This window comes from Burkholderia sp. E168m15 (assembly GCF_016586105.1).
In the GTDB taxonomy this organism is placed as follows: domain Bacteria; phylum Pseudomonadota; class Gammaproteobacteria; order Burkholderiales; family Burkholderiaceae; genus Burkholderia; species Burkholderia orbicola.
Genome location: NZ_BCPO01000140.1, coordinates 1 through 13,709, shown reverse-complemented (window position 1 = coordinate 13,709; position 13,709 = coordinate 1). Strand labels below are relative to the sequence as shown.

General features: G+C 68.7%; 10 protein-coding genes. 3 read left to right on the top strand and 7 right to left on the bottom strand.

All coding sequences use genetic code 11. From position 1 onward, the window contains the following. Window positions 1-1,015 (top strand): amidase (locus JMF86_RS21085; protein ID WP_201317136.1); only part of this gene is annotated, 1,015 nt, incomplete at its 5' end. Window positions 1,016-1,159: 144 nt separating this feature from the next. Then, complete coding sequence (locus JMF86_RS21080) at window positions 1,160-2,200, top strand: helix-turn-helix domain-containing protein (protein ID WP_011547793.1); 1,041 nt, start codon at window positions 1,160-1,162, stop codon at window positions 2,198-2,200. Between the two features lie 76 nt (window positions 2,201-2,276). On the opposite strand, the gene JMF86_RS21075 is transcribed toward JMF86_RS21080, so the two are convergent. The 6 genes from JMF86_RS21075 to JMF86_RS21050 form a co-directional block, all read right to left on the bottom strand. Next, complete coding sequence (locus tag JMF86_RS21075) at window positions 2,277-3,761, bottom strand: heavy metal sensor histidine kinase (RefSeq protein WP_011694724.1); 1,485 nt, start codon at window positions 3,759-3,761, stop codon at window positions 2,277-2,279. Then, window positions 3,758-4,453, bottom strand: a complete 696-nt coding sequence (locus tag JMF86_RS21070) for a heavy metal response regulator transcription factor (RefSeq protein WP_011547791.1) — start codon at window positions 4,451-4,453, stop codon at window positions 3,758-3,760. The genes JMF86_RS21075 and JMF86_RS21070 overlap by 4 nt, the downstream gene beginning before the upstream one ends. 33 nt (window positions 4,454-4,486) lie before the next feature. After that, window positions 4,487-5,998: an efflux transporter outer membrane subunit gene (locus tag JMF86_RS21065; protein ID WP_011547790.1), complete on the bottom strand. Its 1,512-nt coding sequence runs from the start codon at window positions 5,996-5,998 to the stop codon at window positions 4,487-4,489. 5 nt (window positions 5,999-6,003) lie between these two features. After that, the gene (locus JMF86_RS21060; protein ID WP_027812951.1) at window positions 6,004-7,233 is read right to left on the bottom strand and encodes an efflux RND transporter periplasmic adaptor subunit; all 1,230 of its coding nucleotides are present in this window, start codon (window positions 7,231-7,233) and stop codon (window positions 6,004-6,006) included. Window positions 7,234-7,269: 36 nt separating this feature from the next. Beyond that, window positions 7,270-10,437 (bottom strand): efflux RND transporter permease subunit, encoded by a 3,168-nt coding sequence (locus tag JMF86_RS21055; protein WP_011547788.1) that lies wholly within the window; start codon window positions 10,435-10,437, stop codon window positions 7,270-7,272. 184 nt (window positions 10,438-10,621) lie between these two features. Further along, window positions 10,622-11,365, bottom strand: coding sequence for a Crp/Fnr family transcriptional regulator (locus tag JMF86_RS21050; RefSeq protein ID WP_011547787.1), 744 nt, complete (start codon window positions 11,363-11,365; stop codon window positions 10,622-10,624). A 168-nt stretch (window positions 11,366-11,533) separates the two neighbouring features. Here JMF86_RS21050 and JMF86_RS21045 point away from each other — a divergent pair, with 168 nt between their 5' ends. After that, entirely contained in the window at window positions 11,534-13,186 is a 1,653-nt protein-coding gene (locus JMF86_RS21045) for an acyl-CoA synthetase (protein ID WP_011547786.1), read from the top strand. Between the two features lie 41 nt (window positions 13,187-13,227). Here the strand turns inward: JMF86_RS21045 and JMF86_RS21040 are convergent. After that, window positions 13,228-13,709 (bottom strand): methyl-accepting chemotaxis protein (locus JMF86_RS21040; protein WP_236593024.1); only part of this gene is annotated, 482 nt, incomplete at its 5' end.

The window sequence follows — 13,709 nt, the reverse complement described above, 5'->3', positions numbered from 1 at the left end:
GTCGTCCGGCTGCGGCGCGCTGGTCGCGAGCGGCGAGGTCGACATGGCGCTCGGCGGCGACCAGGGCGGCTCGGTGCGAATCCCGTCCGCCTATTGCGGCATCTACGGGATGAAGCCGACGCACGGGCTCGTGCCGTACACCGGTGCGATGCCGATCGAGGCGACCGTCGATCATCTCGGGCCGATGACGGGCAGCGTGCTCGACAACGCGCTGCTGCTCGATGTCATCGCGGGCGACGACGGGCTCGATCCGCGCCAACGGATGTTGCCGCCGCGCGCCGATTATCTCGGCGCGATCCGCGACGGCATCGCGGGCCTACGGATCGGCATTCTGCGCGAGGCGTTCGGGCTCGCGAATTCGGAGAAAGTGGTCGACGAGGCCGTGCGGGTCGCCGCCCTCCGGTTGCGCAAGCTGGGCGCGAACGTCGACGAAGTGTCGGTGCCGCTGCATGCGGCCGGCACCGCGATCTGGCTGCCGATTGCGGCCGAGGGCGCGACGCAGCAGATGATGAAGGGCAACAGCCACGGTTTCAACTGGGGCGGTCTGTACGTGACCGGCATGATCGATCATCACGCGGGCTGGCGCGAGCGCGCCGACGAGCTGCCGGATACCGTGAAGGTGACGATGCTGCTCGGCGAATATTTCACGAGCCGGTATCGCGGGCGCTACTACGCGAAGTGCCAGAACCTCGCGCGACGCTTGCGGTCGGCTTACGACACGGCGCTGCAATCGTATGACGTATTGCTGATGCCGACCGTCCCGATGCGCGCGTCGGAACTGCCGAAGCCCGACTGTGCGATGTCCGAGTCGCTGACGCGGGCGTTCGAGATGCTCACGAATACCGCGCCGTTCGACGTGTCCGGGCACCCGGCGATGTCGCTGCCGTGCGGGGTAGCCGACGATCTGCCGATCGGGCTGCAACTGGTCGGGCGCCGTTTCGACGAGGCGACGCTCTACCGCTGCGCGTATGCGTACGAACAGTCTTCCGACTGGCGCCAGACGACCTTCGCATGACATGTCCGGCGCGGCCGCGCATCGCCGCCGCGCCGCCTGTCGGTCCGACCGGCAACGCGGCCTGCACGGTTGCCGATTGGACAATGCGCTTTTGAACGGGCACGCTACCGGTTGCGTGTTGGCTAACCCATGTGGGGCACGACCATGACGATGCGTCCTTTCCCGCGCGCCGCAAGCGGCGACGCGCCCGGCCCGGCGTCCGACGGCCCGCCGGGCGAATGGACGAATTCGGCGATCGAAGTGGCGACCGACGGCTCGGTCAGCCAGCGTATCGAGTTCTGGCGCGAGACGATTCTGCGTTTGTTCGCGGACGTGCAGATCGCGGCCGTGCAGAAAGCCGATTTCTTCGGCCAGGTGCGGCAGCGCAAATGCGAAAAGATGCGGATCTCGGAAATCTACGCCAGCGAACAGGCCGTGAGTCGGCGCTATCGCCAGGCGCGCAGCGAGTATGAAGACAAGTATTTCGGCGTATTGATGCTCGAGGGCAGCCAATCGGTCGAGCAGGACGGCAAGATCGTCACGCTGCACCCGGGGGATTTTGCGATCTACGACGCGACCCGGCCGCACCACCTGCAGTTCGGCCAGTCGTGGCGCGAGATCGTCGTCAGCATTCCCCGCGCGACCCTGAACCAGCTCGTCGTCGGGATGGAACACCGCACGGCATGCCCGACGCACACCGGCGCGGGCGTCGGCAGCGTCATGCGCGCGTTTCTCGAACAGATGTCGTCGCAGATCCGCAGCGTGACCGAGGACGAGATGCGGCAGTTGTCGGATACCGCGATCTCGCTGATCGCGATGACGCTCGGCGGCATGCAGCGCAACGACCTCGCGCAATCGAGGATGAAGGCGTTGACGCTGACGCGTGTGAAGCGGCATCTGCTCGAGCACCTGCACGATCCGGAGCTGAGCCCGATGATGATCGGGCAGTCGATCGGGATGTCGTCGCGGTACATCAACAAGCTGTTCGAAGCCGAGAACACGTCGCTGATGCGTTATGTATTGAACCTGCGGCTCGAACGGTGCGCGCAGGATCTTGCGAATCCGCAATGCGCGGTGCTGCGCGTGTCCGATATCGCGTTGCGCTGGGGATTCAACGACATGTCGCATTTCAGTCGCGTGTTTCGGGAGCGGTTCGCGATGTCGCCGCGGGCGTGGCGCGAGCAGGGCGGCAAGCCGCGCGCGTAACGCGCCGTCCTGGGCCGCGTTCGCGGCAGGCAGGCGCCGATCGGAGGCGGCTGGACGTCGACGGGCGCGGCCGCCGTCAGTGCAACGCGCGCGGCGCGTGCGTCGGGCGAGCGCCGTGCGGATCGGTCGACGCCGCCGAATCGGTCGATTCGGCCGGCCCGGCGGCGTCGGCCGGACGCAGCGGCCCGCCCGGGGACGGCTGCGTCGACACCGAGAAGCCGAACGTATTGACGCCGCCCGAGCACGCGACGAACACGCCGCCGCCGTGCATCTCGGCCACGGCCTTGACGATCGACAGTCCGAGCCCATGGTTTTCCTTGCTGTTCGCGCGCGCTTCCTCGAGCCGGTAGAAGCGCTCGAACACGTGCGAGCGCTGCACGGGGTCGATCGGCTCGCCGGGGTTCGACACGGCCATCTCGACGAGCGTGTCGCGGCGCGTGATCGTCACGTTCAGCGTCGCGCCGGGCGCCGAATGCTGGATCGCGTTGATCAGCAGGTTCGTCATCGCGCGGCGGAACAGCGACGGATCGACGGCCGCGCGCGCGTCGCCGTGCAGTTCGGCACGCAACTGCGCCTCGTCGAGCGGGATTTCGAGGAAGTCGAGCATGCGCCGCACCTCGTCGGCGAGCGACACGTCCTTCAGGTCGCTCGCGCGCTCGCCGCGGTCGCTGCGCGACAGGAACAGCATGTCGTTGATGATCACGCGCAGCCGCTCGAATTCCTCGAGGTTCGATTGCAGCGTCTGGCGCATCCGGTCGACGGAACGGTCGCGGCTCGTCAGCGCGACCTGGGTCTGGCCGATCAGGATGCTGATCGGCGTGCGCAGCTCGTGCGCGACGTCCGCGTTGAACGCTTCGAGCCGCGCGTAGGTTTGCTGGATGCGTTCGAGCGCGCCGTTGAACGACGTGGCGAGATCGCGCAACTCGGTGGGTAGCGCGTCGGTGTGCAGCCGCTGGCGGCGGTTTGTCGCGCTGACGCTCGCCGCGTCCTGCGACAGCCGGTCGAGCGGCGCGAGCCCGAAGCGCGCGACCGCGCGGCTCAGCAGCAGCGTGATGACGGTGGCCGTCGCGATCAGCGCGGCCAGCGTCCAGCCGAAGCGGCGCAGCATCCGCTGCGTCCGTTCGCACGTCGTCGCGACGACCAGTTGCAGCGTCGGCCGCTCGCCGGCGCCGGCCAGCGTGATGGTCTTCGTCATCACCGCGTAGCTGCTGTCGTTGAGCTGGTAGCGCTGGAACGCGCCGAACGGCGGATCGAGCGGCACGCCGTCGACGGGGCTGCCGAAGCGGAACGCGGGGTTGTCGCTGATCACCTGGTAGTGCGTCGAGCCGTCGGGCGGTTCGAGATCGGCGAGTTTTTCCTGCATCAGGCGGCCGCGCGCGGCCGTGGTCGCGTGCGACACGATCATCGCGGCGACCTTGGCGCGCGTGTCGATCGTCGCGCGCAATTCGGCGAACAGCTGGCGCTCCATCATCACGAACAGCCCGCAGCCGACCAGCGTGAACACGAGCAGCGACACGATGCCGAACATCGCCGAGAGCCGCAGGATGATCGAGCGTTTCATGCGCGCCGCTCCGTGTCGCCGTCCTCGCGCGCCTCGAGCACGTAGCCCATCCCGCGGATCGTGTGCAGCAGCTTCTCCGCGAAGGGGCCATCGAGTTTCGCGCGCAGGCGCTTGATCGCCGTCTCGACGACGTTCGCATTGCTGTCGAAGTTCACGTCCCACACGAGCTCGGCAATGGTCGTCTTCGACAGCACCTCGCCGCTGCGCCGCGCGAGCACGCCGAGCAGCTGGAATTCCTGCGCGGTCAGGTCGAGCCGCGCGCCGTCGCGGGTCGCGCGGCGGCCGATCAGGTCGACGCGCAGGTCGCCGATCGAAATCAGCGTCGATTCCTGCACGCGGGCGCGGCGCGTCAGCGCACGCAGCCGTTCGATCAGTTCGAGGAACGAGAAGGGCTTGGTCAGGTAGTCGTCGGCGCCGCCGCGCAAGCCCCGCACGCGGTCGTCGACGCGATCGCGCGCGGTCAGCATGATCACGGGAGTCTGCTTCTGCGCGCGCAATGCACGCAGCACGCCGAAGCCGTCGAGCTTCGGCAGCATCACGTCGAGCACGACCACGTCGTAGTCGAATTCGACGGCTTTCCACGCGCCGTCCTCGCCATCGAGCGCGGTATCGACGACCCAGCCTTCCTCGGTCAGGCCGCTCTTCAGGTATTCGACGACTTTCGGTTCGTCCTCGACGATCAGTACTTTCATGTTCGTTTTCCGCGTAACCGGGTTAAGGGCGGGTCAAGGGCCGACACCCGCGCCGCGCTGCGGGGCCGCCGACGCGACGTCGGACGGCGCCAGGCCGCTCGCCGCATCGCCGTCCCAGCCGCCGCCGAGCGCCTTCGCGAGAAACACCACGAGCGCCGCGCGCTGGCCCTGGATCTGCACGGCCTGGCGCTCGCTCGTCAGCAACTGCTGCTGGGCCGTCAGCACGTCGATGAACGGCGTCAGGCCGCCCGCGTAGCGGTCCTGCGCAAGCGATACGAGCTTGCGCGCGTCGTCGACGGCCGCGGAAGCCTGCTGCGCGGCCTGCGCGAGCACCGACAGGCCGGTCACCGCATTTTGCACCTCCTGGAACGCGGTGAGCACGGTCTGCCGGTAGCTGGCCTGCGCGGCGACGTAGCCGGCCTGCGCGAAATCGACGCCGGCCTTCAGCTTGCCGCCCTCGAACAGCGGCTGGCTGAGCGAGCCGCCAACCGACCACAGCAGTGCCGGCACGGTGAACAGGCCCGCGAAGCGGGTCGCGTCCCAGCCGATGTCCGGCGACAGCGTGATACGCGGGAAATACGCGGCGCGCGCGACGCCGATCTGCGCGTTCGCGGCGGCCATCGCGCGCTCGGCCGACGCGACGTCGGGGCGCCGCTGCAGCAGGTCGCTCGGCATCCCGGTCGGCAGCGCGGGCGCGTTGATCGGCACCACGCGCGGCGGCAGCGAGAAGGCGGGAGCCGGCGTACCGACCAGCGTCGCGATCGCGGTTTCGACCTGCGCGCGTTGCTGGATCAGCAATTGCGCCTGCGTGCGGGTCGCGTCGAGCTGCGCGCGCTGCTGCAACAGGTCGAGGCCCGACACCGCGCCGAGGTCGTGGCGCGCGCTGACGTAATCGAGCGCCTTCTGTTGCAGGTCGATCGAGCGCTTGACGACGTCGATCTCGGTGTCGAGCTCGCGCAGCGTGAAATAGCTCGACGCGAGGTCGGCGCTCAGCACGAGGCGCGCGTTTGCGAAATCGTCACGCGACTGCTCGGTGCTGGCCTGCGCGGCTTCGACGTTGCGCCGCACGCGGCCGAACAGGTCGAGTTCGTAGCTGACCGCCGCGCCCACCTGGATGTCGTTCTGCACGGTCGACATGCTCTGCGTCGCGTAGTTGGTCTGCGGCCGGTCGGCGGAGATCTTGAAGCGCTGGCCGCTTGCGTTCAGCCCGACGGCCGGATACTGCGCGGACGCCACCGACGCGAGCGTCGCCTTCGCCTGGTCGTAGCGCGCGGCCATCGCCTTCAGGTTCTGGTTGTTGCGCAGCGCGTCGGCTTCCAGTGCGTCGAGCTGGGCGTCGCCGAACGCGGTCCACCAGGCGGGATCGAGCGGCGCGCGGGCCGGCGCGGCCGGCTGCCAGTATGCGTCGGCCGGGTCGAGCCGCCACGCGGCCGGCGTATCGACGGGCGGGCGCCGGTAATCCGGGCCGACCGTGCAGCCGGCGAGCACCGCGGCCGCGACGATCGCCACGGCGCCGATCGCGGCCGGGTGCACGCGGGGGCGCATCGCGATCACGACTTCGCCCCCGCGACCGCCGAGGCGGGCTGTGCCGCCGGCGCCTGCACGACGACCCGGTCGCCGGTCGCGAGCGCGTCGCTCGGGTTCGCGACGAGGCGGTCGTTCGGCGTGATCGGCCCGTCGACTTCGAGCGTCTGGCCGATCGTGCGCACGACCGTCACCTGTTTCAGCCGGACCTGGCCGTTCGCATCGACGGCGGCGACCGTCGGGCCTTCGGCGCGGAACAGCAGCGTATTGGCCGGCACCTGCAGGCGGCCGACCGGCGTCATCGGCAGCGTCGCCTGCACGTACGCGCCGGGCAGCAGCCGCCCGTCCGGATTCGGCAGCGTGATCTCAATCTGCAGCGAACGCGTCGCGACGTCGATCGCCTGCGACGTGCGCGTGATCGTCCCGTCGAAAGTGCGCCCCGGCAGCTCGGCCTGCGCGACGCTCACGTGCTGGCCGACCTTCACCTGCTGCGCATACGCCTGCGGCACCTGCACGTACAGGCGCAGCCGGTCGGCCTGCACGACCGTGAACAGCGAGCGGCCCGCGTTGCCGGAATTGACGAGATCGCCGACGTCGACGTTGCGCTGCGTGACGATCCCGTCGATCGGCGCGACGATCCGCTGGAAGCCCTTCAGCTCGGTGAGGCGGCGCATGTTCGCATCGGCCGCCGCGAGGTTCGCGCTGCCCTGGCTGAACGCGCCTTGCCGGTCGTCGAGTTCCTGCTGCGACACGGCATCGCGCTGGCGCAACTGCTGCGCGCGGTCGAACGACGTCTTCGCGAGCGCGAGCGCGGCTTGCGCCTGCTGGCGCTGCGCGGTGGCCTGCGCCAGTTCCTGGTTCAGCTCCGGCGTGTCGAGTTCGGCGAGCGTTTGTCCCTGCTTCACGTGCGCGCCGATATCGGCCTGCCAGCGCAGCACGTAGCCACTGGCGCGCGCATAGATCGGCGCCTCGACGAAGCCGCGCAGCGTGCCGGGCAGCGTCAGCTTGCCGCCGGTGGCCGCGTCGACCGGATGCACGACGCTCACGTACTGGCGCGTGTTCTGCGCGGCGACCGCGTCGAGGCGATGCTGGTTCAGCACGTTGACGACGATGGTGCGCGCGGCGCCCGCCGCGAGCAGCACGCCGATCACGATCAGGACGATCCGTCCGCGCCGCGACACCGACGCGCGCGCCGGCAGGTGCATGCCGTGTTCGTCCACCTGGATGCCGACGGCGCTGTGATGTTTCTCTTCCATGAATTCAACCAGTTCAACCGGGTAGTGGGGCGAAAGTCAGTGTCCGGCCTGGCGCGCACGCCGCCGGGCCAGCCGCGCATGCACGCCGCCGAACACGAGCGGCACGAACAGCAACGTCGAAACGGTCGCGAACAGCAGCCCGCCGATCACCGCGCGGCCGAGCGGCGCATTCTGCTCGGCGCCTTCGCCGAGACCGAGCGCCATCGGCACCATCCCGATGATCATCGCGAGCGCCGTCATCAGCACCGGCCGGATGCGGGTCGCGCCGGCCTCCAGCGCGGCCGTGAGCGGCGGCGCGCCCGCCGCGAGGCGTTGCCGCGCGAACGACACGACCAGGATGCTGTTCGCGGTCGCGACGCCGACCGTCATGATCGCGCCCGTCAACGCGGGCACGCTCAGGTGCGTGCCGGTGATGAACAGCATCCACGCGATGCCGGCGAGCGCGGCAGGCATCGCGCTGATGATGATCAGCGGGTCGAGCCACGACTGGAAATTGACGACGATCAGCAGGTAGACGAGCACGATCGCCATCGCGACGCCCGCGCCGAGGCCGATGTACGACGTGCGCATCGTCTCGATCTGGCCGCGCATCGTGAGGTCGGTGCCGCGCGGCAGCGTCGCGCGCGCGTCGGCCACGATGCGGTCGATCTCGCCCGCGACCGCGCCGAGATCGCGGCCCTCGACGCTCACGTACACGTCGATCGCCGGGCGGATGTTGTAGTGCGTGATCACGGCCGGGTTCACGGTACTGCGGACCTGCACGAGATTACCGAGCAGCTGCAGCGGCGTGCCGGTGCGGCCGCTCGCGGAGATCGGCGTGCCGAGCAGGTCGTCGACCGACGACAGGTTGTATTGCGGGGTCTGGATCTGCAGCGGGTACTGGACGCCGGTGCGCGGGTTGATCCAGAACGACGGCGTCGTCTGCGAACTCCCCGACAGCGAGATCAGCATGTTCTGCGCGACGTTCTGCGCGGAGAGATTGAGCTGCTGCATGCGCGTACGGTCCATGTCGGCCAGCAGGGTCGGCTCGTCGTTGCGTTGCAGCACGTGCACGTCGACGGCGCCGGGGATTTGCCTGATCTTTTTCATCAGGCTGCTCGCAATGGTCATGTTACTCGCGAGATCGTTGCCGAGCACCTGCACGTCGATCGCGGCCGGCTGCCCGAAGTTGAGGATCTGCGTGATGATGTCCGACGGCTGGAAGAAGAACTCGACGCCCGGGAAGCGCTGCGGCAGCAGCGTGCGCAGCGTCTGTACGTAGTGCCCGGTCGCGCGGTGGCCGGGTTTCAGCGCGATCAGCAGTTCGCCGTCGAGCGTGCCGATCGTGCCGGCGTTGCTGTACGACAGGTTGATGCCGCTCACCGGCAGGCCGAGGTTGTCGACGATCGCGCCGAGCTCGTCGGGCGGCACGGTTGCGCGGATCACGCGCTCGACCTGGTCGGCGAGCCGCGCGGTTTCCTCGATCCGGTAGCCGGTCGGCGCGCGCACGTGCAGCCGGAGGTTGCCGGAATCGGCGTTCGGGAAGAAATCGCGGCCGAGCATGAACACGAGGCCGGTCGACAGCACGCAGAAGCCGAGGAAGCACAGCGCGTAGAAGCGGCGGCGCACGAGCAGGATAGTGAGCAGCACGATGTACCACGCGCGCAGCCGTTCGAACGCATGGTTGAACGCGTGATGGATGCGTGCGAAGCGCGACGTCGAATGATCGGCGCCGGTGTTCGCCTGCTGCGGGCGGAACAGCAGCATCGCGAGCGTCGGCACCAGCGTGCGCGACAGCACGTACGACGCGAGCATCGCGAACACCACGGCTTCCGCGAGCGGCACGAACAGGAAGCGCGCAACGCCGGTCAGGAAGAACATCGGCACGAACACGATGCAGATACACAGCGTCGACACCAGTGCGGGCACCGCGATCTCGCCCGCGCCTTCGAGGATCGCATCGTGCAGGTTCGTCCCCAGATGCAGGTGCCGCTCGATGTTCTCGATCGTGACGGTCGCGTCGTCGACGAGAATGCCGACCGCGAGCGCGAGGCCGCCCAGCGTCATGATGTTGATGGTCTCGCCGAGCGCGGACAGCGCGATCAGCGACGTGAAGATCGACAGCGGGATCGAAATCGCGATGATCAGCGTGCTGCGCCAGTTGCCGAGGAACAGCAGGATCATCATCGCGGTCAGTACGGCGGCGATCAGCGCCTCGTGGATCACGCCCTGGACGGCCGCGTTGACGAACACCGACTGGTCGAACAGCGGCGTGATCGTGAGCCCCTCGGGCAGCGTCGGGATCACCTTCGGCAGCAGCGCCTTCAGGTCCGACACGACCTTGAGCGTCGACGCGTCGCCGCTTTTCAGGATCGAGATCAGCACGCCGCGCTGGCCGTTCTGGCGCACGACGTTGGTCTGCGGCGCGAAGCCGTCGCGCACCGCCGCGACTTCGCGCAGGTAGGTCGTCGCGCCGTTGATCGTCTGGACCGGCAGGTTGCTGATGTCGGCGACCGTATCGGCCGACGCGTTCGTGTCGATCCGGTATTCGGTCTGGCCCATCTTCGCGGTGCCGGTCGGCAGCACGAGGTTCTGCGCGTTGACCGCGTTGACGATGTCGGCCGGCGTGAGCCCCTTCGCCTGCAGCGCCTGCGGGTCGAGGTCGATCGCGACCACGCGGGTGCGGCCGCCGTACGGGAACGGGATCTGCACGCCCGGCACCGTGATCAGCTGCGGGCGCAGGAAGTTGAGCGCGATGTCGGCGAGCGACTGCTCGCTGAGCGTCTGGCTCGACAGTCCGAGCTGGATCACCGGAATGCTCGACGCGGAATAGGTGATCACGAGCGGCGGCGTCGCGCCCTGCGGCATCTGCCGCACGATCGCCTGCGCGGATGACACCGTCTGCGCGATCGCCGTCTGCACGTTCGCGCCGGGTTGCAGGAACACCTTCACGACCGCGATGCCGGGCAGCGACGTCGATTCGACGTGCTGGATGTTGTTGACGGTCGTCGTCAGGATGCGTTCATGCACGGACGTGATGCGGTTCGTCATCTCCGTCGCGGAGAAGCCGCTGTAATTCCAGATCACGCTGATCACGGGGATGTTGATCGCGGGCAGCACGTCGACCGGCGTGCGCATCAGCGCCAGCGGGGTGGCCAGCACGATCATGATGGCCATGACGATGAACGTGTAGGGGCGCCTGAGCGCGAGATTGACGATCCACATGAAGGCGGCGGGGCAGGCGGTGATCGGCGGCGGTGAAGGGAACCCGAATGATAGGCGTCGGCCCGCGACGGGTTACTGTCGCGAAACTGGCGGAATTGTCAGGTTGGGGCGTGGCGTCCGTCGGCCGATTCCGCAGACGGAATGCGTCGTCGCGATCGCGACGGTTTCGCGCATCGGGCGGCGCTCACAGCTGCTCCATGCCGAAGCGCGCGAGCGCGTCGAGATCGACGACGTCGATCTGGTTGTACGCGAGCCGCAGCGCGCCGAGCTTCTCGAGCTGCTGCAGCGCCTGGTTGATCCGCTGGCGCGACACACCGACGAGCATCCCCAGTTCCTCCTGCGAGATCGACAGCGACGGGCCGGTGTCCGGGTACAGCGCGGGATTGAAGAGCTGCGCGAGCGCCTGCGCGACGCGCGCGTCGACGTCGAGCAGCCGGCTGTTCTGGATCGACGCGATGAATTCGCCCATCCGGTTGTTCAACTGATGAATCACGAAGCGCGTGAACGGCAGGCTCGTGTCGAGCAGCGCATGGAACGTGTCGACCGGCACGAACAGCACGGTCGAGCGCTGGATCGCGACGACCTCGTACTTGCGCAGCTCGCGCTTGATCACGCTGCCTTCGCCGAACCAGCCGCCCGACGGCACCCCGGAGAACGTGCAGCCGCGCCCCGACACGTTGAAGATCGCGAGCTTCAGCAACCCCTGATGGACGCCGATCCAGTATTCGGACGGCGCGAGCCGGTGCGCGATCACGTCGCCGGCTTCGCACTGCGCGACGTGCGACTCGGCCAGCACGCGCGCCTGGTGTTCGGGCGCCAGCGTGCGAAACCACGCGCACTGGCCGAACAGCGTCGCGAGCGGCGGCAGCGGGCCCGGTTCGGGGAGCGTGTCGGCCGGGGCGGCGGCCGCGTCGAGGTGGTCGTGCATGGGTGCGGGTTTGCGAGGATAGGGATAACGCGCAGCGCTCGAGCGGCACTCTGTCGTTTCGATGACAGACGGCTCACAATAGCGCCCGTTAGGCTGTCGGCAATTGAACCACATCAAAACGATCCGGGGTGCATGCGCCCCGGTGGACAGAACACGGGAGACAGGATCATGACGCAGATGTTCGAGGCCGGGCTCGGCCGCCGCGATGCCAATTACGTGCCGCTCACCCCGATCGATTTCCTGATCCGGGCGGCCGAAGTCTACGGCGAGCGCCTCGCGATCGTGCACGGTGACGTGCGGCGCACGTGGGGCGAGACCTGCACCCGCGCGAAGCAGCTGGCGAGCGCGCTCGCGCAGGCCGGCGTCGGGCGCGGCGACACGGTCGCGGCGCTGCTGCCGAACATCCCGGCGATGGTCGAGGCGCACTTCGGCGTGCCGATGGCCGGCGCGGTGCTGAACACGATCAACACGCGGCTCGACGCGTCGTCGGTGCTGTTCATGCTGCGTCACGGCGAGGCGAAGGTGCTGATCGTCGACACCGAATACGCGGAGGTCGCGCAGCGCGCGGCGCTGGAGCTGCCGGGCCTGAAGATCGTCAGCGTGGCCGACGCGCTGCCGGCCGACCCCGACCGTTTCGCGGGCGCGACCGACTACGAGGCGTTCGTGGCCGGCGGCGACCCCGACTACGCATGGACGCCGCCCGCCGACGAATGGGAGGCGATCGCGCTGAACTACACGTCGGGCACGACCGGCGACCCGAAGGGCGTCGTCTATCACCATCGCGGCGCGTATCTCGCGGCGATCAGCAACATCCTCGAATGGGACATGCCGAAGCACGCGGTGTATCTGTGGACGCTGCCGATGTTCCACTGCAACGGCTGGTGTTTCCCGTGGGCCGTCGCGGCGCGCGCGGGCGTGAACGTGTGCCTGCGCAAGTTCGACGCGAAGACTGTGTTCGACCTGATTCGCCGCGAGCGCATCACGCATTACTGCGGCGCGCCGATCGTGCAGAGCGCGATCGCGAACGCGCCGGCCGAGTTGCGCGCGGGGATCGACCACACGGTGCATGCGATGGTCGCGGGCGCGGCGCCTGCGCCGGCCGTGATCGCGAAGATGAAGGAGATCGGCTTCGACCTGCTGCACGTGTACGGGCTGACCGAGGTCTACGGCCCGGCGACCGTCTGCGCGAAGCAGGCGCACTGGGATGCCGTGTCCGACGAGGAGCGCGCGCGGCTGAATGCGCGCCAGGGCGTGCGCTACCACCTCGAGGCCGGCGCGACGGTGCTCGATCCCGACACGATGACGCCGGTGCCGGCCGACGGCGAGACGCTCGGCGAGATCATGTTCCGCGGCAACATCTGCATGAAGGGCTACCTGAAGAACCCGAAGGCGACCGACGAGGCGTTCCACGGCGGCTGGTTCCATACCGGCGATCTCGCGGTGCTGATGCCGGACGGCTATATCCGGATCAAGGATCGCAAGAAGGACATCATCATCTCGGGCGGCGAGAACATCTCGAGCATCGAGGTCGAGGACGCGCTGTACCGGCATCCGGCGGTGGCCGTCGCGGCCGTCGTCGCGATGCCCGACCCGAAATGGGGCGAGGTGCCGTGCGCGTTCGTCGAGCTGCGCGAAGGCGCGAGCGCGACCGAGGAAGAGATCGTCGCGCACTGCCGGCAACTGCTCGCGGGCTTCAAGGTGCCGAAGGCCGTGCGCTTCGGCGAGCTGCCGAAGACCTCGACCGGCAAGATCCAGAAGTTCCAGTTGCGCCATGCGGTCGGTTCGGACAAGGCGATCGACCTGGCGGGCGACAAGAAGTAGTCGAGGCCGGCCGCGGCCGATCGTTCGTCGTCCGGCGTTCGTCACGCGTCGCGTGCGAGCCGGAACACGCTGACCGCGTCCGACAGTTGCGCGGCCTGCTCGCGCAACGCGACGGCCGCGCGCTCGGCGTCCGAGATCAGCAGCGCATTCTGCTGCGTTGCTTCGCCGATCTGCGTGACGGCCAGATTCACCTGCTCGATGCCGGTCGATTGTTCGCGCGACGCGGCGCTGATCTCGCCGATCAGCGTGCGCACCTGGTCGACCCGCGCGACGATGTCGCGCATCGTGCCGCGCGCGGCGTCCGCGATCCGGTAACCCTGTTCGACCGTCGTCGACGATTCGGCGCTCAGCGCGTCGATCTCCTTGACCGCGGCGGCGCTGCGCTGCGCGAGCGCGCGCACCTCGGCCGCGACCACCGCGAAGCCCTTGCCGTGTTCGCCCGCGCGGGCGGCCTCGACGGCCGCGTTCAGCGCGAGGATGTTGGTCTGGAACGCGATGCCTTCGATCGCGCCGGTGATCTCGG

What these genes read in the sequence shown, in the direction of transcription:
- JMF86_RS21050 (WP_011547787.1), bottom strand. Translation starts at nt 11,365, where the DNA reads ATGCACGACCACCTCGACGCGGCCGCCGCCCCGGCCGACACGCTCCCC.
- JMF86_RS21075 (WP_011694724.1), bottom strand. Translation starts at nt 3,761, where the DNA reads ATGAAACGCTCGATCATCCTGCGGCTCTCGGCGATGTTCGGCATCGTG.
- JMF86_RS21070 (WP_011547791.1), bottom strand. Translation starts at nt 4,453, where the DNA reads ATGAAAGTACTGATCGTCGAGGACGAACCGAAAGTCGTCGAATACCTG.
- JMF86_RS21065 (WP_011547790.1), bottom strand. Translation starts at nt 5,998, where the DNA reads ATGCGCCCCCGCGTGCACCCGGCCGCGATCGGCGCCGTGGCGATCGTC.
- JMF86_RS21055 (WP_011547788.1), bottom strand. Translation starts at nt 10,437, where the DNA reads ATGTGGATCGTCAATCTCGCGCTCAGGCGCCCCTACACGTTCATCGTC.
- JMF86_RS21080 (WP_011547793.1), top strand. Translation starts at nt 1,160, where the DNA reads ATGACGATGCGTCCTTTCCCGCGCGCCGCAAGCGGCGACGCGCCCGGC.
- JMF86_RS21045 (WP_011547786.1), top strand. Translation starts at nt 11,534, where the DNA reads ATGACGCAGATGTTCGAGGCCGGGCTCGGCCGCCGCGATGCCAATTAC.
- JMF86_RS21060 (WP_027812951.1), bottom strand. Translation starts at nt 7,233, where the DNA reads ATGGAAGAGAAACATCACAGCGCCGTCGGCATCCAGGTGGACGAACAC.